24 protein-coding genes are annotated in these 18,737 nt (G+C 40.7%); 7 read left to right on the plus strand and 17 right to left on the minus strand.

The genetic code is table 11. The annotated features are described in order from the left end of the window. Positions 1 to 179 precede the first annotated feature (179 nt). The 4 genes from LC653_RS26560 to LC653_RS26575 all read left to right on the plus strand — a co-directional run bounded on the left by LC653_RS26560 (position 180) and on the right by LC653_RS26575 (position 2,643). A complete protein-coding gene (locus LC653_RS26560) occupies positions 180 to 512 on the plus strand; it encodes a hypothetical protein (RefSeq protein WP_229497693.1) in 333 nt (110 codons plus the stop codon). 197 nt (positions 513 to 709) lie between these two features. Continuing rightward, a complete protein-coding gene (locus LC653_RS26565; protein ID WP_229497694.1) occupies positions 710 to 1,567 on the plus strand; it encodes a tetratricopeptide repeat protein in 858 nt (285 codons plus the stop codon). Continuing rightward, positions 1,534 to 1,974 (plus strand): CHAT domain-containing protein, encoded by a 441-nt coding sequence (locus LC653_RS26570; protein ID WP_229497736.1) that lies wholly within the window; start codon positions 1,534 to 1,536, stop codon positions 1,972 to 1,974. Before LC653_RS26565 ends, LC653_RS26570 begins: the two co-directional genes overlap by 34 nt. A gap of 225 nt (positions 1,975 to 2,199) precedes the next feature. Further along, positions 2,200 to 2,643 carry a DUF29 domain-containing protein gene (locus LC653_RS26575; protein WP_229497695.1) on the plus strand — a complete coding sequence of 148 codons (444 nt, stop codon included), beginning with the start codon at positions 2,200 to 2,202 and terminating at the stop codon, positions 2,641 to 2,643. Between the two features lie 63 nt (positions 2,644 to 2,706). Here the strand turns inward: LC653_RS26575 and LC653_RS26580 are convergent, their stop codons facing one another. From LC653_RS26580 to LC653_RS26620, 10 genes are all read right to left on the minus strand, one after another. Then, complete coding sequence (locus LC653_RS26580; protein WP_229497696.1) at positions 2,707 to 2,943, minus strand: hypothetical protein; 237 nt, start codon at positions 2,941 to 2,943, stop codon at positions 2,707 to 2,709. A gap of 319 nt (positions 2,944 to 3,262) precedes the next feature. Next, on the minus strand, positions 3,263 to 3,421 hold the full coding sequence (locus tag LC653_RS26585) for a hypothetical protein (protein ID WP_229497697.1): 159 nt from the start codon (positions 3,419 to 3,421) through the stop codon (positions 3,263 to 3,265). A gap of 6 nt (positions 3,422 to 3,427) precedes the next feature. Next, the gene (locus tag LC653_RS47495; protein ID WP_372478225.1) at positions 3,428 to 3,580 is read right to left on the minus strand and encodes a PIN domain-containing protein; all 153 of its coding nucleotides are present in this window, start codon (positions 3,578 to 3,580) and stop codon (positions 3,428 to 3,430) included. An 82-nt stretch (positions 3,581 to 3,662) separates the two neighbouring features. Further along, positions 3,663 to 4,478, minus strand: a complete 816-nt coding sequence (locus LC653_RS26590) for a peptidase (RefSeq protein ID WP_229497698.1) — start codon at positions 4,476 to 4,478, stop codon at positions 3,663 to 3,665. A gap of 10 nt (positions 4,479 to 4,488) precedes the next feature. Continuing rightward, on the minus strand, positions 4,489 to 4,722 hold the full coding sequence (secG, locus tag LC653_RS26595; RefSeq protein ID WP_094328436.1) for a preprotein translocase subunit SecG: 234 nt from the start codon (positions 4,720 to 4,722) through the stop codon (positions 4,489 to 4,491). A 141-nt stretch (positions 4,723 to 4,863) separates the two neighbouring features. After that, a complete protein-coding gene (gene gpmI / locus LC653_RS26600) occupies positions 4,864 to 6,462 on the minus strand; it encodes a 2,3-bisphosphoglycerate-independent phosphoglycerate mutase (protein WP_229497699.1) in 1,599 nt (532 codons plus the stop codon). A gap of 221 nt (positions 6,463 to 6,683) precedes the next feature. Next, positions 6,684 to 8,369: an ABC-F family ATP-binding cassette domain-containing protein gene (locus LC653_RS26605; RefSeq protein WP_229497700.1), complete on the minus strand. Its 1,686-nt coding sequence runs from the start codon at positions 8,367 to 8,369 to the stop codon at positions 6,684 to 6,686. A 156-nt stretch (positions 8,370 to 8,525) separates the two neighbouring features. Further along, positions 8,526 to 8,837 carry a hypothetical protein gene (locus LC653_RS26610; protein ID WP_229497701.1) on the minus strand — a complete coding sequence of 104 codons (312 nt, stop codon included), beginning with the start codon at positions 8,835 to 8,837 and terminating at the stop codon, positions 8,526 to 8,528. 51 nt (positions 8,838 to 8,888) lie between these two features. Beyond that, positions 8,889 to 9,710: an Rpn family recombination-promoting nuclease/putative transposase gene (locus LC653_RS26615; RefSeq protein WP_229497702.1), complete on the minus strand. Its 822-nt coding sequence runs from the start codon at positions 9,708 to 9,710 to the stop codon at positions 8,889 to 8,891. A 34-nt stretch (positions 9,711 to 9,744) separates the two neighbouring features. Then, positions 9,745 to 10,287, minus strand: a complete 543-nt coding sequence (locus tag LC653_RS26620; protein ID WP_308189145.1) for a hypothetical protein — start codon at positions 10,285 to 10,287, stop codon at positions 9,745 to 9,747. A gap of 309 nt (positions 10,288 to 10,596) precedes the next feature. Between LC653_RS26620 and LC653_RS26625 the strand changes: the two genes are divergently transcribed. Further along, positions 10,597 to 12,561, plus strand: coding sequence for a hypothetical protein (locus LC653_RS26625; protein WP_229497703.1), 1,965 nt, complete (start codon positions 10,597 to 10,599; stop codon positions 12,559 to 12,561). 91 nt (positions 12,562 to 12,652) lie between these two features. Further along, positions 12,653 to 13,390: a type I restriction enzyme HsdR N-terminal domain-containing protein gene (locus tag LC653_RS26630; protein ID WP_229497704.1), complete on the plus strand. Its 738-nt coding sequence runs from the start codon at positions 12,653 to 12,655 to the stop codon at positions 13,388 to 13,390. 52 nt (positions 13,391 to 13,442) lie between these two features. On the opposite strand, the gene LC653_RS26635 is transcribed toward LC653_RS26630, so the two are convergent. Beyond that, positions 13,443 to 13,901, minus strand: a complete 459-nt coding sequence (locus tag LC653_RS26635; protein ID WP_229497705.1) for a DUF29 domain-containing protein — start codon at positions 13,899 to 13,901, stop codon at positions 13,443 to 13,445. A gap of 68 nt (positions 13,902 to 13,969) precedes the next feature. Further along, entirely contained in the window at positions 13,970 to 14,332 is a 363-nt protein-coding gene (locus LC653_RS26640; RefSeq protein WP_229497738.1) for a helix-turn-helix domain-containing protein, read from the minus strand. 244 nt (positions 14,333 to 14,576) lie between these two features. Between LC653_RS26640 and LC653_RS26645 the strand changes: the two genes are divergently transcribed. Next, positions 14,577 to 15,023 carry a hypothetical protein gene (locus LC653_RS26645; protein WP_229497706.1) on the plus strand — a complete coding sequence of 149 codons (447 nt, stop codon included), beginning with the start codon at positions 14,577 to 14,579 and terminating at the stop codon, positions 15,021 to 15,023. A gap of 9 nt (positions 15,024 to 15,032) precedes the next feature. On the opposite strand, the gene prfA is transcribed toward LC653_RS26645, so the two are convergent. The 5 genes from prfA to truA all read right to left on the minus strand — a co-directional run bounded on the left by prfA (position 15,033) and on the right by truA (position 18,644). Further along, positions 15,033 to 16,130, minus strand: a complete 1,098-nt coding sequence (gene prfA / locus LC653_RS26650) for a peptide chain release factor 1 (protein WP_229497707.1) — start codon at positions 16,128 to 16,130, stop codon at positions 15,033 to 15,035. 104 nt (positions 16,131 to 16,234) lie between these two features. Then, positions 16,235 to 16,477: a 50S ribosomal protein L31 gene (rpmE, locus tag LC653_RS26655; protein WP_109011936.1), complete on the minus strand. Its 243-nt coding sequence runs from the start codon at positions 16,475 to 16,477 to the stop codon at positions 16,235 to 16,237. Between the two features lie 147 nt (positions 16,478 to 16,624). Then, complete coding sequence (gene rpsI / locus LC653_RS26660) at positions 16,625 to 17,041, minus strand: 30S ribosomal protein S9 (protein WP_104906415.1); 417 nt, start codon at positions 17,039 to 17,041, stop codon at positions 16,625 to 16,627. After that, positions 17,041 to 17,502: a 50S ribosomal protein L13 gene (gene rplM / locus LC653_RS26665; protein WP_229497708.1), complete on the minus strand. Its 462-nt coding sequence runs from the start codon at positions 17,500 to 17,502 to the stop codon at positions 17,041 to 17,043. Before rplM ends, rpsI begins: the two co-directional genes overlap by 1 nt. 293 nt (positions 17,503 to 17,795) lie before the next feature. After that, positions 17,796 to 18,644: a tRNA pseudouridine(38-40) synthase TruA gene (gene truA / locus LC653_RS26670; protein WP_229497739.1), complete on the minus strand. Its 849-nt coding sequence runs from the start codon at positions 18,642 to 18,644 to the stop codon at positions 17,796 to 17,798. Positions 18,645 to 18,737 lie beyond the last annotated feature (93 nt).

Below are 18,737 nucleotides of genomic sequence, written 5' to 3' on the forward strand. Positions count from 1 at the left end.
GCATCGCAGTACTGATCTACCACGGTGATCGTGGAGGTAGCCGTTCTTGAACCCAATTAAATACCCTTGCTAAGTTAAACTGTTAGTAATTAATTATACTCTCATGAGAGTAATAAAAGAGCGCTAGTGTTATCCAAATAGCTCAAGTACAAAAGACAGTAAATAACAAACCGATACCTTTGGCATTACCAACTATTGCGGATATCAAGCTTAGAGACGGTAGTTCTATCACGGGAATTAGAGTCGCGGCATTTGACTCGAAAGGGCAAAAAATTCAAGTTTCCCGTGGAAATGATTCTAGCTCACTTCCAGTTGCTCAGATACAGCAAATAACTTTCAGTAAAGATAAACAAGCTTTGGTTTATACCAGCACAGGTGAGCTAATTATTCGGGGAGAGAATAACGCTAAGGCAAAGCAAAGCATTTGGTCAGGTATTCCACTCCAGGCATTTCAATTGCTTAACCCAACGCAAGGGCAAGCTTCGGTAGACTTGGCAACGGTAATTGAATAGAGACAACTACGTCAAATTCGGTCGGTGGCTGTGAAGAGTTTATACATAGCAGATGAGATTGTGTTTGAACCTGCTGGCAAGATGACGATTAAGGTAACGCCTACTGACCTTTAGCTTGGATTATGTAGGTGGAATCTACCTAAAAGCTACGGCGTTCCAAAGGTAACAAATACTATGGAAAGGCTAAAAACGTGGTTATGACAAAGCAAAAGGGAAATCAACAGAAAAAGTGGCTTTTTATACTAGCAAAGTATCGTTACATAGCTCTAAATATTAGTAGTATTTTATTGTTCTCAGTGGTGGGGACAGCTGTTAACCTTACTTGCGCTTTTTCTGAAGATTATCCACTAAAAATTGCACAACCGTCAGCAACAAATCAAGATGCAAATCGCGCCTTGCGGGAGGGATTGGAACTTTATCGGCAAGGAACAGCAGATTCATTGCGACAGGCAATTAAGAAATGGGAAGAAGCACTATCCCTATACCGGGCAGCAGGTGATAGGAAAGGAGAAGTTACTGCACTCTTTGGTATTGGTCATTTCTACAACGATTTTGGAGAAAAGCAAAAGGCACTGGAATACTACAACCAGGCTCTGCCCCTATACCGTGCTATCCCCGACAGGCATGGGGAAGCCACCACACTTAACACCATCGGTTCAGTCTACAACGATCTGGGAGAGCCGCAGAAGGCACTCTCATATTACAACCAGGCTCTGCCCTTATTCCGTGCCATTCCTGACAGAAAAGTAGAAGCTACTATCCTCAACAACATCGGTTTAGTCTACTCTGATTTATTGGAAGACAAGCAGAAGGCGCTCTCGTACTATAACCAAGCGCTGCCTTTATTCCGTGCCGTTCCCGACAGAAAAGGAGAAGCTACTGTCCTCATGAACATTGGTAAAGCCTGCTCCGATTTGGGAGACCAGCACAAGGCACTCTCGTATTACAAACAGGCTTTGCTCCTACACCGTGCCGTCAGCAACAGTTTATTAACAGTGAAGCCACACTCGATAAATTCAAAATCCAATCTCCGCGCTTTTCCTACATTCACCTAGCAACGCATGGCTGTTTCCAAAAAGGTGGCTGTCCTAAGTTGGGATTAGAGGAGAACGTCTTGGTGTTTGCTGACCAAAGGTTCAACATTAGAGATGCTGCTTTGTTGGGACTGCAAGATGTTGAATTAATTACACTCAGCGCTTGTCAAACAGGTTTACAAACCGAGTCCAATGGTGAAGAAATTTCTGGACTTGCTTACCTATTTGAACGTGCTGGTAGTAAAGCTGTAATTGCTAGTCTTTGGAGTGTAGGTGACGACGCTACGAAGGCAATCATGGAGCAATTTTACCAGAATATTAAGAACGGCATGAGCAAGGATGAAGCATTGCGTCAGGCGAAATTCAGTCAGATTGATAGCCATCCTTACTTCTGGTCGCCTTTTGTGTTGATTGGCGATGGACGGTAGAGGAGATGGGTAATATTGGGACACCACGTCAAGACAGGTTAGAATGTCTTTGAGTCAATGGTGAAGCGGTAGAATAAAATATTACTGCTGATGTATAACTCGTAGCGAGTTTCTGCGGAACGCTCACGGGGTATATTATTATTGCTCAAATGCCAATGAAAAAAATTAATATATTCGTTAACATCAAATATAATCTAACAAAAATTCAAGTTACAAAATCAACAAATGACTGCAATTATTGACTTAAAAACATTATATGAATCCAATTACCTGCAATGGTTAGAGGAGACTATTAAATGTCTCAGAGCTAGGCAACTAGCAGAAGTTGACTATGAAAATTTAATAGAAGAACTGGAAGATTTGGCTAAAAATGAAAAAAGGCGAATAAGAAGTTTGTTGGAACAAATTATTAGACATTTATTACTTTATCAATATTGGGATTTAGAAAAGCCAAGAAATGCTAATCATTGGGCAGCAGAAATTATTAGTTTTCGTAATCAAATAAATGAAGATTTAAGCGCCAATATACGCAAACATTTAGAGGATAATTTCAGCAGAATTTATAGCAATGCCTTAGATTATGTTAAGGCTAAAACAAAGCTAACCAATTTACCTGAATTATGTCCTTATACCTTAGAGCAAATTTTGCATAAAAATTGGTTGCCTTAATCTCTGATTCTTTGCACGAGACATATTCATATTTTAACTCAGCAATATCATAAAATTAAGTCACTACAATTTATCATATTCTTCTGGTTCTACGTTAGGCACTTTATTCAAAACTTGCTGAAATTTTTCCCAACTACCGCTTTTGACTTTTTCTTCCAAATAGTCTTTGGTCATCCATGCAGAAACTTGTGCAGATAAGGCAATAGTTGCAAGTTGTTCAATAGAAATATTTTCTCTGGCTGCTAAAGCTTCAATTTGTTTATATAAAGATTCGGGTAGCTGTACATTTAAGTTAGTCATGGGATTTCTCCTACTATTTGCAAGAATTCTTTGGGTGAAACTACCCTCAGTCGGAATTTTTGGGCTGCTTGTAAATCTTTTTGATTGTAAGCTAACGCGCCTACATATTGCACAAACTCCGTGTAGACCGTCATTAGTCATTAGTGAGCCAGCGCGGTCTTGGGGGTTTCCCCCATCAGCGACTGGCTGTCTTCGCAGCGCTAGCGAGGCACGAGCGTCACCCGTAAGGGTCATTAGTCATTTGTGTTTACTAAGGACAAAGGACAATTGACTTTGGACAACTTCACCAGTTGATGTGCAATCTTATTAGCGTAACAGCTTAAGTGATGATAAAGTCGGCTTGGCATTCAACAGCTAAATCGATGAGAAAATCATCATCAGGATCGCCTGCTACTGGCCGCCATAAATAGAAAATGCTACATCTATTAGCGATTCTACAAATAGCTTCAATAACGTTGTCAATATCTTCATCGCTCAATCCAAGCTACTCTTTTTCTCGTTTGAGAATTTCTTCATACTCGAAGACTAAGGTGGTAGAGATATTTAACTGCCAACGTCTATCATTCAGAATTGTTAACAGTTTGTAAGATGCACCACGGTTAGATCGTAAACCAGTAAGCAGTACATTAGTTATCAATTACAAGTTGGTACGGATTTGTCATTATTTCGCTATTAGTAGCATTTTTTCCGTAGTGACGAGCTTATGGTCTACCTATCGATCAATTAATTTTTGAATTATCCACTAAAGACCATCCTAAACTGGTTGGCTGTTCATAAACACGCTTTAGAGTATTTACATCTCTAGGAGAAATAGGCGACGGGTTACGAACTTGGGAAAAATATAGCGCATCAGTTTGTAGCGGACTATGACCCCAAATTCCCAGTGCATGGCCAAATTCGTGGCGGGCCGCTGCAATGAGATACTCACCTGTTTGACTGGGGCTTAACAAGATGGTGAAGCGGTGGGATAAAACTTTGTTGCTGGTGTATAACTCGTAAGTAGTTTGTGCCGATCGCGCACGGGTTATATTACTACCAGGGGAAATTTGTAGAGGTGGCGCTTTTCTTACAATCGTAATATCAGCAACTTCTGGCTGTTCGACTATTGTCAAAGGTAAATAATTACTCCACTCCTGTACACCGTGCAATACAGCGTTAACCCATGCTTGAGCTTGTTTTTCACTGATTGATATTGGTGGTTCTACGTAAACTCGAATAGGAAATTGCGACCAGACTAAATAACCTACTTGGGTTGTTGTGACTTGGGAAAAGTAGTCACCACTGTTAGTGCTATCTTGCCACTGTGCGAGTGTGGGCGGTAAGGGATGGAGTTTTGCGGGAGATGATGCAGGGAGAGAGATTATTAAGTCTGAATATACAGATTTTGGTATTATTGTAAACCCATCACTCGACTGGAGATTAGTAAAAATGATTAACAGCCCTGTGCCAAGAAAGAAGGCAAGAGCTGTAATTAACCGTCGTGAAATTAAATTTATTAGGGTGTTAAGTATCGGGTGTTGGGTTCTTCTCCCCATTTACCTATCCTTATTTAGGTAGCCAACCAGCACTTAAAACTACTGTTAAACCGAGAAAAATTACTGTCAATGCCCAAGTAATTCGGTTTAAGGTGTTTTCTGCACTTTTGGTGCTGCTAAATAGCTGGGCTTGTCCGCCAATGGCTCCAATGCCATCACCTTTGGGACTATGCAGTAAAACTAAGATAATTAAACCAGTGGCGGAAAAGGCCCAAATGCCTTGCACGATATTAGTAACTGTCATGGTAGGAATCTCATTTATAAAAAGTTTCAAACAGGGAGTCAGGGTTGGGAGTTAGGAGTTAGGAGTTAGGAGTTAGGAGTTAGGAAAGTTTTAATTCATCACTCTTCACTATTAACTCTTAACTCCTCACTATTAACTGTTTTACAGTCCCACTTGTACGGGAGTGCGAGTGCGTTGCAACTCATATTCTGCTGTTTTCAGCAGCGATCGCCCGGTCATTTCTGGTGGCTGAGGCAGCTGTAAAATCTCTAGAATCGTGGGGGCGATGTCGGATAGCTTGCCATCGCTTCGCAGTTCGACATTTGTACCATATCCAGGGATTTTAACTCTCTCTCCTTCTACCAAGATGAAGGGGACTGGGTTAGTGGTATGAGCTGTCCAGGGATTACCCCCTTCATCTAGCATATACTCAGCGTTACCGTGGTCGGCAGTAATAATTGTTGTACCGCCAGCTTTGATAACGCTCTCTAACAAGCGTCCCAAGCAGCGATCAACTGTTTCAATTGCTGTAATAGTAGCTTCGATTTGACCAGTATGCCCTACCATGTCTGGGTTGGCATAGTTAATTACAACTAGGGAATATATACCCTTTTGAATCGCAGCGATCGCTACATCTGTAACTGCTGCTGCTGACATCGCTGGGGCGTGATCGTAAGTAGCTACCATTGGGCTGCTTACTAATTCCCGATCTTCTCCAGCAAAAGGTTCCTCTAGACCCCCATTAAAGAAATAGGTGACGTGGGCATATTTTTCTGTTTCGGCGGTGCGGAACTGATTCAGACCATGATTGGCTATTACTTCTCCCAGAATATTACTGAGATTCTGCGGCTCAAAGGCTACAGCCACGGGTAAGTCTGAATCATACTGTGTAAACGTGACAAAAGACAGAGGTGTGATTTGCTGTCTTTCAAAACCGTTAAATGTGGGACTGACTAAAGCTTGAGTCAGTTGTCTGGAGCGATCGGGGCGGAAGTTAAAAAATATCACCCCATCCCCTGGTTCTATTGCGCCGGGTGCAATTCGGATGGGGTTGATAAATTCATCTTTTACCCCTTCGGCGTAAGATGCTTGCAAGATTTCCACACCCGTGCGATTATCACCTGTACCATCTTGGGTCATCACGTCGTAGGCGCGTTTGACCCGATCCCAGCGGTGATCGCGATCCATCGCGTAGTAGCGACCGCTGAGGGTGACTATGCGCCCAATTCCTGTGCGGTCTATATAATTTTGCAGCAGTGTGATTGCTCTTACACCGTCAGTTGGGGCGGTGTCACGACCATCGGTGATGGCGTGAATACAAACTTCTGGAATTCGCTGGTTTTTAGCTAAGTCAAGTAGTCCGAATAGATGGGTAATATGCGAATGTACCCCTCCCTCAGAACAAAGGCCTACTAGATGCAGCTTGCTATTCCGAGAACGAACTTCCTGGCAGATTTTGACCAGTGCTGGGTTTAAGGCAATAGAACCGTCTTCGACCGCATCAGAGATGCGTACCAGTTCTTGCGGTACAACTCGCCCAGCACCAATGTTCAAATGACCTACTTCCGAGTTGCCCATTTGACCTTCTGGCAACCCTACGGCTTTTCCTGATGTGCGGATGAGGGTATGCGGGTAAGCTGCCCATAAACTTTCCACAATGGGAGTTTTAGCAGCAACAATAGCGTTTCCTCGCTTTTCCTCGCAGTAGCCCCATCCGTCTAAAATGACTAGCACCACAGGAGCAACAGGTGCTTTGGTCATAGTAAAATTGCCCTTTACTTTTTGTAATACCCGAATGATACCACTGCTAATCCACGCCGCAAGTGAATTTTTGCTTATTAATTTATTTTATGAAAGACTTACAGTTTTTTGAATGATTTTTCAAACTTTAGCAATTTTTATGTAATGTCGGTGATCGCTAATAACAAGTGATTACTTAGTAGTAGCATTTTAGCACTACTACTAAGTCCGTATTCAATCTTTTATTTCTTTTTACTGGAAGCTTTTGCAGCTTTTTTAGCCGCTTTTTCAGCAGCGATCGCAGCTAACTTTGCTTGTTCTTTTTCTTCGGCAATTTTCTGGAGATAGTAATGATAATCTCCTAAGTAAACCCGGAATTCCCCATCACGAATTTCGACGATTTTGTTAGCTACTTGAGAAATAAAGTAGCGGTCATGGGAAACTACAATTGCCGTACCATCATAGTTTTTAAGCGCTTCTTCCAGCATTTCTTTCGCTGGAATATCTAGGTGGTTTGTCGGCTCATCTAAAATTAGTAAGTTCGCGGGACGTAAGAGCATTTTTGCCAACGCCAGACGAGCTTTTTCTCCTCCACTTAATGCCCCAACTGCCTTAAATACAGTATCACCAGTAAATAAGAAACGTCCCAAAAGCGTGCGAACTTCTTGATTATCCCAGTCGGGAACTTCATCATGGATAGTTTCCATGACAGTTTTCTTCAAATCCAAAGCTTCAGCTTGATTTTGCTCAAAGTAACCGGGAATAACGTTATGATCCCCTAATTTAACGCTACCTTCTGTGGGTGGTTCCATACCCATAATTACACGCAGAAGGGTAGATTTTCCAGCACCGTTGGGGCCAAGAAAAGCAATGCGATCGCCTCTTTCAATGAGGAGATTTGCTGCCAAAAACAGGATTTTATCACCATAAAGATGAGTTAAATCTTTAATGTCCACTACTTCGCGTCCACTGCGGGGTGCAGGGGGAAAACGGAAGTGTAGAGTTCTTACCCCAGCAATGGGTGCTTCAATGCGTTCAATTTTGTCGAGTTGCTTTTCCCGGCTTTTTGCCTGGGTACTGCGGGTAGCACTGGCGCGAAATCTATCAACAAAGGTTTGCTGTTTCTCTAATTCTTTCTGCTGACGTTCGTAAGCACTAAGCTGTGCTGATTGACTTTCGGCTTTTTGTGACAAATATGCCGAGTAGTTACCAAGGTAGGTACTGGAAACGCCACGTTCAGTTTCCACAATTTGGGTGCAGAGGCGGTCAAGGAACTCCCGGTCATGGGAGACTATTACCATTGGCGTAATCAGCCCTCGGAGGTAATTTTCTAACCACTCAATGGTTTCTAAATCTAGGTGGTTAGTCGGTTCATCCAGCAGCAACAAGTCGGGTTTTTGCAGGAGGATTTTACCCAAACTCATCCGCATTTGCCAACCACCACTGAAAGCGCTGACAAGGCGATCGCCATCTTCTAGCCCAAACCCCATCTCTGGTAAAATTTTCCCGATGCGTGCATCTAAGTTATAGCCATCCAAGGCTTCAAATTTGCGCTGCAAGCGATCCAACTTGTCGATCAGTCGATCCAGTTCCTCTGGGCTAGCCGTTTCCATCTCTTGTGGCACATGCGCCAGAGATAACTGTACTTCGTTGGCTTCTTTGAAGACAGTCCAAAATTCTTCTCTAACGGTGCGGGTGGGGTCTACTTCAAACTCTTGGTTGAGGTAGGCTATATGTAAGCTATTAGGACGGATAATTTCGCCTGCGGTGGGTTCAATTTCTCCAGAGATGATTTTGAGTTGGGTAGATTTTCCAGCACCGTTGACACCGACTAAGCCGATGCGATCGCCTGGTTTAACTTCCCAGTTGATATCTTTGAGAACTTCGCCTGTGGGATAAATTTTACTTATATGTTCTAGTCGCAGCATTAAGTTTCTCTCAGGTAGGGAGTGGGTGGTTGAGGACGAAGTACTAACACCGCCTCTAATATTAACAAAAATTAACTATAAATTCGTCGTGATCAAGTCTGGGGAGCCGCAAACCAAATTTGGCTTGAGCCACGAATAAAATTTACCACATCTATCTCAAGGCTGACTTTGTGCTAATTGTCTAACTTCTTCGACACTGAAACTAAATGCCTCTGCTACTTGTTCCACAGTCACCCCCAATTTCAATAAGGTGGGTATTAATTTTAATTTGGCTCTACGCTCCCCTTTTTGCATGGCATCATGATAAAGTTTTGCGTTTTGAACTTGGTTTATGGTTAAATCTAACCCCTCTGCAACTTGCTCAATAGTTAACCCTAAATCTAATAGACGAGGTACTGATTGCAGTAAACCTTCCAAACGCCCTTCTTCAAATGCTTCTTGATAAACTTTTGTATCTTTGAAACTCATAGTTCCTATGTTGTAGTCCACCAATTCCTCTACTCCTTGATCAGAAGAATCCTAGTGCGCGGCTTGTCTGACTTCTTCGACACTTAAATCTAACGCCTGTGCTACTTGTTCTACAGTCAACCCTGCTGCCAACATTCCTGGTACTGCTTTTAGTTTACCTTTAAGCTCACCTTGTTCAATGCCTTGTTCAATGCCTTGTTTAATGCCTTGTTCAATGCCTTCCTGAAAGGCTTCCTGATAAAATCTGGTTTGCTTTAACTCACTTAAGCTAAACATTTCTTCCATCTCCTCCCTACTCAGTGTCGGAAACTTATAAGCCAAAATAGTCTCTATAAATTGTAATAATTGTTGCTGTTTTGGTGGTGAGTTTATCTCTGACTTGGTTCTGTCTATCAACTCCCTTGCTTTAGCGATCGCTATGTCGTCGGTTGCAATTACTAATTTAGCAGTTGCAATGCCAATTGGAAGCGATGCAGCTTCACTTAATTCATCCAAATAAATGCGCCTGACGCGCCCACTTGTGAAAAACTCACGGTAATGTTTGATATTGCCTGTATCTACATTCCTGTTTGGGTATAAAACCACAGCACTCCAGTCATTTAATGGTTGATTATGACGGAGGTATAAACATATTTCTGCAATTAGCCGTGAATAAATTTCCCCATCAGCTTGAAATTGCACTTCAACAAAGTAAATCGGATTCTCGCTTCCTTGTGTCGGTAGAAATACACCATCTATTCTGAAGGCTGTTTGTTTGATTTCAACTGATGAAAATTGATAAAGGCTAGCTTTTTCTGGCGGATTACCAATAAGTTCAAAGAAGATATCAGGAAATTCTTGAAACAGCCGATAAAAGATGATGTCTGTTTTCACAATTTTATATCATTTGAAGATTTTGATTTACTGTTTATGTGTTGCTTGATTCTTCAGAACCATCTCGCACTTTCAGCAATTGCTCTTTTGCCATCCCTAATATACGTGATAGTGGCGCTAATAAACTATCATCAAATGCTTCGCCTCCATAAATATTATTCAACTCAGTGGGGGATAATTTAAAGGTGTCGCAGAATTTAGTAAACTCCTGGTTACTCAAGTCAAGCTCTTTTTGTCTATCATGAAGTAAAACTGCGATCGCTCTTGTTCCATGCTTCGGACGTTCACTAGTTTTTACATATTTTTCCATTAAATAATAGACTTTTCTCGTATCGCCTCCCAGTTTTTTAATTAAATCAGTACAAGCCATTTTTAGTGCTTTTTTTAAAACTTCTTCTTCATTTAGAAACTTAATAATTTCGCTAGCATATTCTGGTTTAAAAAAACCTACCAAATCACCTTTATGGTAAATTGGTATATAAGGCTCATTTGATTCAAAATGCCAATCTAACGGTTCGTTGCGTAGAGACATAGCCGCACCCCTAAATATTTTAAGATTGCACCATTTTAAAACCATTTATTCCTTAACTGCCAGTAAAATACCCTATCACTGGCGATTAAAAATCGCAGCTATATAGACAAAACCCACCTCCGTGGGTTTCAACTTGCTGGAGTCCACGCAGACGGACTTAGTTTGTGTAGCCGTTATGCATTTCTACCAGAACCTCGAACTCAACCAAAATTAGCGATCGCCCTGCTCATCACCAAGTGGCTAAAGGCTTCCCATAGGCGCAGTTGGTGGTGTTATGAGGCTTTTGTTAGATATTCAACCATAATGGGCATACTGTAAATATCAAGTGAGTAGCATCGAAACAGGGTAAACAGTATGTTGACGATAACGTGGCAAGAAGAGATTGCATCCTTGAAACAAGATTTGACGAAGGAAATTAAAACAATCTCAGGTAATTCTGAAATTAATATACCTAATCATATTTGCATTAATAACCTGAAATCCAAGTTAGAGCGATTAGATGAAATAGAGAAAATTCTTAGTATAGAAAAATATAAAATTGCTTTTATAGGTACTGTTGGGCAAGGAAAGACTACAGCTATTTGCCATCTTTTTAACTTGATAAGCGACTTCCATGTTTCCAAAACTACCAAGGAGTTACTATCAACGGGATCAGGTAAAACTACTATATGTGAAGTAATTATCAAAGCTGCGGAAAAAAGTTATATAGAAATAGAGCCTTATACAGTTGATGAGATGGAAAATCTTATTTTTGAATTCTGCGACTATATTGCAGATAAAGACGATATTCAAGCAGATCAAAAAATAATTATTTCTACAGAAATTGGAAGGGCTATTAGAAATATCATAAAAATGAATTATCACAACAAAACAAATTATGATGGTGTTAGAAATAGAGCTAAAAGAATTGACACAGCTAAGGAAAACCTTGATTTATTCGGATTCGATGAATTTAAAAAACTTGCTTTGAATAATGCAAATCTGGAATCTAGAACTACGAATAAAATTGAATTTGATAACCAAAAAAATGAGCAAGAATGGATAAAAAATACCTTTGCTGCCATAAATAATGTTGAGCTTGAGGAGTTTGCTATTCCTAGAAAAATATATCTTTATGTGAGCTATGATGTTTTATCTGGCTCAAACTTGTCTCAGTTCGATTCAATTGTGGATACTAAAGGACTTGATGAAAATCCAATTCGTAAAGACTTGCAGAAATATATTGAAAATCAGGATACTATCTGTCTCTTTGTCACTCCCTTTAATGATGCTCCTGAAGCTAATATTAGGAATTTAATAGGTTATCATCTTACCTCTAAATCCAAAGATTTTCATCATAGATTTGTAACTTTGGTATTGCCTCACAAAAATCAACCTGAACAAGTGAATGGATGTGATGGAGATTGGGATACAGGAATTCAAATCAGAAAAGAAGAAGTTCAAGCTACATTCAAGAATTTGAATTTAGATTTTTTCCAGGAAAACATTTTGTTCTATGATGCTTTTAGGTACTACGGTGATGATATATATAGCCAAGAAGATGTACAGGCAGATAAAAATGAATTTCTCGAAGCCATAGCCGAAGTCGTACAACGTAGACGAAATATTTTATTGGACGAAATCAAAAATATCCAAGAAAGCTTTACGAGAATAAAAAATGGTGATGCTTTGACAGTATCAGAAATCAAAGCAATTGAAAATGCCATTCATAAGATAAAAGATTTACGCTATTTAAATAAAAGAGTACCTAGTTTTGTTTATAAAGATTTTATTGATAAATATATTGAATATTATCGTACTGTTTATCGTGCATGGAATACTAAACATGCTATACATAGAAACTTCGGTTATTATGAGCCAAGGAATATAGACATATATTACGATATTAGGGTTATTGCTGAGGGAATAAATGAAGATGAAATGTTGAAGAAGTTTACCAAACAAGCAAAGCAGGAATTAGAAAATATCCTTAATGAGCTTACATCTGCAAATGAATCTTTAAAAACACTTATCCCTGAATTAGTCATACAATTTAATTCATTTTATGACAATTTTATAAGTGAAGTAGGTGTAGAAATTCAATATGAAGCTATAAAAAAACTATCACCTCAAAACGAAGATTCTGAATTTTGGACGGCTCTAATTAAGGAAAAGGGTAGGGTACAGCTTCCAGGTGAAAACTATACAAAGAACGTATGTAGGACATTGAAGCACGAACTTGAAACTGAGCAAAGCTTAAATATATTTTTAGAGATTAAAGCAGGACAGTATTGGGCAGAATTAGTTACTAAAATCTTAAGCTTTTTCGGAGAAAAATAGACAAATAGCAATTTTAAATTGTATGGAAAATAATAAGGGATGCAATAATATTGCGTCCCTAGAACCAGTTTATAAATCAACCTAACTATCTATGACTAGCTTAAGTGAAGAAATATCTAGAAAACTAAATATATATAAAAGAAACTATGCAGAATATACAAAGTGTTTGATTAAAGGCAGGGAAATTGTTTTAGATGGACGGCCAGAGGAAAAAGTTAGACAATTGTTTATCTACTTTTTGGTAAATGAAAGTGGATTATTTCCAAGCAAAATTGATATAAAAGTGGAATGTGATTATCATGATATAGAATTATATAAAACTGTAAAAAATGAATATTTTAAACCATATTCTCCTCCTATAATGATTGTGGAAGTGAAGCGAGAAGAAGAAAATTTGCGTAATCATGAGAAGCAGATTGAAAGATACCTAAAAAAATCTTGTTCAGAAATTGGTATTTTATATAATTATCATAAAATTATTGCTTATATAAAAAAAGACGCAGTGTTTACGAGTAATAATCTCAATAGTCTTGAAGATATACTACCTTTAATCTTGCAAAGTTCTAATAAATTAGATAAAAATTTACTAGAATTTGAAAAAGCTGTAAATGGAAGTTTTGATAGCTTTATTTATCTTGTTAATCAATATGGAAAATATAAACTTAACAGAATAGTTTTCAGACTTAAAGGTGAGCAGTTACCCATAGTAGGATCTTTCTTCAAATTTCAAGAAAACAAGCTGTACTACAATATATATGTTCAAGATGTTCAAAAACAGCAAAGCTGTGATTTCCAAGATTTTGAAAAACTAGTTTCTATTATTTATTGACAAATATAACGTGTCTCTAAATAAAAAATGAGCATAAGAAAAATGGCAGGAATTATCCTTCCCAGTCTTGACGAGTATCGCACATAAAATTGTCTGCGATCGCATCATCAAATAAATAGGGGCAATGCTCTGGAAAAGTTCTTAATGGTAAGTTAGTTTCTCGTAGCGCTAAATCGACTCCCGCTTCAAAGCCATCTAACAAGGCTTCTTCTATTCGAGACTTTAAGCTAGGGTTCTGCCGCAGATGCCTATGGATGGCGCGGCGCTGTTCTCGAATTGTTAAAAACCAACTGCGAGAGCGTTGTTCGGGTTGATACTCCCACTTCAAGAGATGACCGAGTAATACACTCAGACAACTCACGAGTTGCCGATACTCCTGTCTGCCCAAAGCTTGAATTTCCTCTTGCAGGTGTTGCCAGTCTAGTTCCATAACTAGCCTCTGCTCTAACGCTTTAGCCTGCTGCTGTGTCCAGCCATAGAAGTCTTGGTCATACAAAAAAGGTTTGTCCATAGAGTTAAATCTTGCCAGCAACGACCACGAGCTAGTTTGATAATTTAAATTCAATCCTGAACAAATATTCAACTTGCTTTAGCTTCATCCCCGGATGCTTCAGCCACAGCAGCCAATCTATCTGCCGCAGCTTGAACAATCTGAGCCACTTGACTCAGAGGCATATACTTGATTTGTCTAAGAATCAGGCTCAAATCTGAGTTTTCTGGTAGTGGCTTGCCATTTAAGTAGCCGAGTAACTGCTCTAAGGTGTAACCGGCTCTTGCTGCAATTTTTGCCAAGTTTTCAGTATCTGGAACGCTGTCACCTCTTTCCCACGACTGAACAGCGGTAGTAGAAACTCCCAAAAGCTTACCAAAGGCTCTCTGACTCATGGAGCCACGAGTTGTTTTGACGATTTCTACCAGTTTCTCTCTACCTTCTGTATTCACGGCTTGGTAGTTACTCAACTGTATTTACAAGTTTACTTATACGTTTATTAGTTTGTATGAATTTATCTAACGTTCTACTTTGTGAATATAGACTAACTACCCCTGTTAGTCATATATTTAATATGTAACTGTAATAAAGCAGGAACTGCTAACCCAGTAATTTTTAGCTTAAAAGACTTCGTTTGCTAAAGCAAGGAAGCTAGTAAGGGTATTACTGCCAATCAATATACGAAGACGGTGCATCATGTTTCACAAGCCACGCAAACTTAATCAATATCGCCGCAAAGGTAAAAACCTTATAGCCACTAATAAAATTAAACCAGAACAGTGGCATATTTCGGAGGCTGAAGCGAAAGAAGCCCTGAAAGCTAAAGGCTACGACGTGAAGCAGATCAAGAAAATCCACCGTCTGAAGCATCAGATATGTATTTCCTACTGGGATGCAAAAGGTAACGTATGCAGCAGCTTTTTTAGCTACCGGATTTTTGCGCGTTGGCAAGAAGAAGCAGAAAAGTTAATTTATACCTGCCAAACCCTGAAGGAATGGGCGAAGCTAAATTACGTTATGAAGTACGAATTTGCCTATTACCATTATCCCAGTGAAATAGAAGATGCACTTCACGAAATATTAGAAAACCACTTATGTGTGTTAAAAGCAACTGCACAACAAGTGGTTTTACAGGATCTTTAACAGCAAAAATTAGTTGGCGGCAGAAGTCGCTAACTCCGCGAGACGTTCTTGCTGGTCTAGAGATATGCAAGATTGGATAAGCGTCTCTAAATCACCCTCCAGAACAGGGTTAAGAGAATAATTCTGACCTAAGCGGTGGTCAGTAGCGCGGTTATCTTTATAATTATAGGTGCGAATTTTTTCCGATCGCGATCCTGTACCAACCTGCGATCGCCGCATGGAAGTTACAGCCTCTTGTTGTTCGCTTAACTTGATTTCATACAACTTCGCCCGCAGAATTTGCATCGCCCGTTCTTTGTTTTGCAACTGGCTGCGTTCTTCTGTACAGAAAATGCGTATTCCCGTTGGTTTGTGCATCAAGTCAACGGCTGTTTCCACCTTGTTGACGTTTTGTCCACCAGCACCACCAGAACGAGCTGTAGTCATTTCAATATCTTTCGGGTCAATGTGAATTTCCACATCATCCACCTCTGGCATAATTGCTACGGTAGCTGTGGAAGTATGAACCCGTCCCCCAGATTCAGTTGCCGGCACGCGCTGCACACGATGCACTCCAGCTTCAAACTTTAACTGGCTGTAAACATCATTACCTTTAATTTCGAGAATGACCTCTTTCCAGCCACCCATTTCTCCACGAGATTCGCTCACTAGAGAAACTTTCCAACCTTGAGTCTGGGCATAGCGGGTGTACATCTGCATCAAATCGCCAGCCCAAATACTTGCTTCATCGCCACCAGTACCAGCGCGAATTTCCAACATGATATTCTTTTCATCATTGGGGTCGCGTGGTAGCAATAAGACTTTCAAGCGAGACTCTAAATGTTCTATTTTTTCTTCAAGTTCTTTTACTTCCAGTGCTGCCATTTCTTGCAACTCTGGGTCACTTGCAGATTCTTTGTAAACCTGACGCGCTCCGATCAAGTCTTCTTGGGCTGTTTTCCAAATTTCATAAGTATTAACTACCTCTTCCAAAGAAGAACGAGACTTAGCAATTTCTTGATACTCATCAGGATTGCTAGCGGTATCGGGGTCGCCAAGACGACGTGTTAATTCATTAAAAGTTTGTTCAACAGATTTTAGTTTGTCCAGTAAGTATGATTCAGCCATGACGAGTGCGATCGCTCCTTAAAAAAATAACAAATTGGCTCGAGCATATAAATGAAAATCGACCCAGCTGATGCAGGGCCGTCGTTAACAGCAGAGCCAACCCGCTACTTTTTGTTTTGATCGTCGCCAGATGTTTGAGTGCTGCTCATGCCGTACTTGCGGAGGAAGCGCTCTACTCGACCCTCAGTGTCAATAATCTTCTGAGTGCCGGTGTAAAATGGGTGATTTCCAGACCAAACATCTACGTGCAATTCTGGCTTGGTAGAGCCAATGGTCATAACAACTTGACCGTTGCAGTAAACTTTAGCATCTGGATACCACTTGGGGTGAATATCAGCTTTAGCCATTGTTCTTTTTGTGATGAATCTATATCAATTATAACTTTCAGGTTTCAATTGGAGCTAGAAGAAAGGAGAAGGGAACAGGTTACAGGTAACAGAAAACTATCACCTGTCCCCTGTAACCTATCACCTTCTTCACCAATGCCCAATATCCTAACGCTTAGAGTACTGAGGTGCTTTCCTAGCTTTATGTAAACCATATTTCTTCCGCTCTTTTGCTCTCGGATCGCGAGTCAAATAACCTTCGGTTTTCAAAGGTGGGCGGTTGTCTGGGTCTAGTTGGCACAAAGCACGAGCAACTCCCAAACGGACAGAATCAGCCTGTCCGGTCAAGCCGCCGCCTTCTGCTTTCACCAAAATGTCATATTCGTTTTCTAGTCCCAGAGTTTCCAGGGGTGCTTTGATCACTCCCAGGTAGTTGGGGTTGAATTGGAAATACAAGGTTCCATCTTTACCGTTCACAATCAGTTGACCGGTGCCTGGAACCAAGCGTACCCTTGCTACTGCGTTCTTACGACGACCAGTCCCCCAGTATACGGCGCGACCGCTATTGGCGTCTGCTACTACCATTAATTTTCTTCTCCAGGAATTGTACTAACTTTTAGTTCTTTAGGTTTTTGAGCATCATGGGGATGCGTAGGCCCAGCGTAAACTTTCAGCTTGGTGAACAACTGCTTACCCAGGCTATTTTTAGGTAGCATACCTTTAACAGCTTGTTCTAAAATCCGCTCTGGTATGCGCTGTTGCAGTTTAGCGAAAGTTTCCGTTTTCATGCCACCGGGACGACCAGAATGGCGACGGTAAAGCTTTTGAGTGCGCTTTTTGCCTGTGACTGCTACTTTCTCGGCATTAATGACGATTACGAAGTCACCTGTATCTAGGTGGGGTGTATATTCGGGTTTCTTTTTGCCTCTCAATACCTGGGCGATTTCACTGGCGAGGCGACCGAGGCGTTTATCTGTGGCATCTACTATGTACCACTCACGCTCAAGGGACGCTTGAGAAGGAAGGTATGTTTTACTCGTTGTCATTTGTCATTTGTCCTTTGTCATTTTTAATTTGTCATTAGTCAATTGTCTTTTGTCATTTGTTATTTGTCCTTTGTCCTTTGTCAGTTGTCCTTTGTTATTCAACGCGATATACAACTTGTTTTTGAAACCTCACTTCCATTCCTCTCTCCGTGTCGGAGAGAGGCTTTGATTCTTGCTCCCCAATGCTAGTAGGGAAAGGGTTGGGGGTTAGGTTTAAGAGTAAAGTTGCACCAGCGTTATTCACTAATGACCATTGTACAGACGCGATTAATCGCGTCTCTACTGACCAATGACTAATGACCAATGACTAATGATTCTTGACTAGTGACGAACTTTGGCAAGGTGTCGTACCAAATCTCTTTTGGAAAGGGAAAATCTGGATAGCCGACTCGCAACAAGCACAAGCCTTGGGGCGGTGCGGCGTGTTTCACTTCTTCCCGGCGTTGTTCTTTCCAGAGTTCGGTGAAGCTAGAAAGTGTCCGTTGTCCAGAACCTATTTGTACCAGCATCCCTACCAACAGCCGTACCATGCCATACAAAAATCCATCTGCCTGTATTTCAATATGGATAAATGGCCCGCTGCGACGACACTCTGCTGCTTGCACCTCTACCCAGGAATGCGATCGCTTTGAGCCTGCACGATGAAAAGCAGCTAAGTGATGCTTTCCCAAGAGAGGTTTCAGGGCAGCTTGGATTAATGATTCATCCAGGGGTGCATAATAATAATGCCAACTGAAGGGTCTTACAAACAAGTTTTGTCGATCTTCAGTGTATATTGTGTAGCGATACCGTCGATAGGCTGCACTAAAGCGAGCGTGCCAACGGTTATCTACACTAGCTGAAGCCCTGATTAATATATCTGGCGGCAGATAGCTATTTAGGATTGTTGCCCACTTGTGAGGCGGAATTAAACCTGTTGCTTCAAAATGGGCTACTTGAGCAGCAGCGTGAACTCCAGAATCGGTTCGTCCGGCACCGTGTAATGTTACATGGTAGCCAAGAATACTAGCGATCGCTCTTTCTATCTCTTCTTGGACAGTCCGTTGTTTTTTTTGCCGTTGCCAGCCATGAAAATGAGTGCCCAGGTATTGGATTACCAAGGCTACTCGATGAGTTTGTGTAGGTTGGTGGCTTTCTAACATACAGATTTTGTCCTTTGTCATTTGTCCTTTGTCACTTGCCCTTTGTTATTCACTAATGACCAATGACCAATGACTAATGACCAATGACCAATG

Origin of the sequence: Nostoc mirabile CHAB5784 (assembly GCF_020829645.1) — a bacterium.
Taxonomy (GTDB): domain Bacteria; phylum Cyanobacteriota; class Cyanobacteriia; order Cyanobacteriales; family Nostocaceae; genus Nostoc; species Nostoc mirabile.

Excerpts from the sequence above, each read along its gene's own strand:
- truA (WP_229497739.1), bottom strand. The coding sequence starts at position 18,644 with ATGTTAGAAAGCCACCAACCTACACAAACTCATCGAGTAGCCTTGGTA.
- LC653_RS26645 (WP_229497706.1), top strand. The coding sequence starts at position 14,577 with ATGTTTCACAAGCCACGCAAACTTAATCAATATCGCCGCAAAGGTAAA.
- rpsI (WP_104906415.1), bottom strand. The coding sequence starts at position 17,041 with ATGGTAGTAGCAGACGCCAATAGCGGTCGCGCCGTATACTGGGGGACT.
- LC653_RS26620 (WP_308189145.1), bottom strand. The coding sequence starts at position 10,287 with ATGGTTTTAAAATGGTGCAATCTTAAAATATTTAGGGGTGCGGCTATG.
- LC653_RS26580 (WP_229497696.1), bottom strand. The coding sequence starts at position 2,943 with ATGACTAACTTAAATGTACAGCTACCCGAATCTTTATATAAACAAATT.
- LC653_RS26590 (WP_229497698.1), bottom strand. The coding sequence starts at position 4,478 with ATGGGGAGAAGAACCCAACACCCGATACTTAACACCCTAATAAATTTA.
- LC653_RS26635 (WP_229497705.1), bottom strand. The coding sequence starts at position 13,901 with ATGGACAAACCTTTTTTGTATGACCAAGACTTCTATGGCTGGACACAG.
- LC653_RS26565 (WP_229497694.1), top strand. The coding sequence starts at position 710 with ATGACAAAGCAAAAGGGAAATCAACAGAAAAAGTGGCTTTTTATACTA.
- secG (WP_094328436.1), bottom strand. The coding sequence starts at position 4,722 with ATGACAGTTACTAATATCGTGCAAGGCATTTGGGCCTTTTCCGCCACT.
- gpmI (WP_229497699.1), bottom strand. The coding sequence starts at position 6,462 with ATGACCAAAGCACCTGTTGCTCCTGTGGTGCTAGTCATTTTAGACGGA.
- rplM (WP_229497708.1), bottom strand. The coding sequence starts at position 17,502 with ATGACAACGAGTAAAACATACCTTCCTTCTCAAGCGTCCCTTGAGCGT.
- LC653_RS26625 (WP_229497703.1), top strand. The coding sequence starts at position 10,597 with ATGTTGACGATAACGTGGCAAGAAGAGATTGCATCCTTGAAACAAGAT.
- LC653_RS26575 (WP_229497695.1), top strand. The coding sequence starts at position 2,200 with ATGACTGCAATTATTGACTTAAAAACATTATATGAATCCAATTACCTG.
- LC653_RS26605 (WP_229497700.1), bottom strand. The coding sequence starts at position 8,369 with ATGCTGCGACTAGAACATATAAGTAAAATTTATCCCACAGGCGAAGTT.
- LC653_RS26630 (WP_229497704.1), top strand. The coding sequence starts at position 12,653 with ATGACTAGCTTAAGTGAAGAAATATCTAGAAAACTAAATATATATAAA.
- prfA (WP_229497707.1), bottom strand. The coding sequence starts at position 16,130 with ATGGCTGAATCATACTTACTGGACAAACTAAAATCTGTTGAACAAACT.
- rpmE (WP_109011936.1), bottom strand. The coding sequence starts at position 16,477 with ATGGCTAAAGCTGATATTCACCCCAAGTGGTATCCAGATGCTAAAGTT.
- LC653_RS26610 (WP_229497701.1), bottom strand. The coding sequence starts at position 8,837 with ATGAGTTTCAAAGATACAAAAGTTTATCAAGAAGCATTTGAAGAAGGG.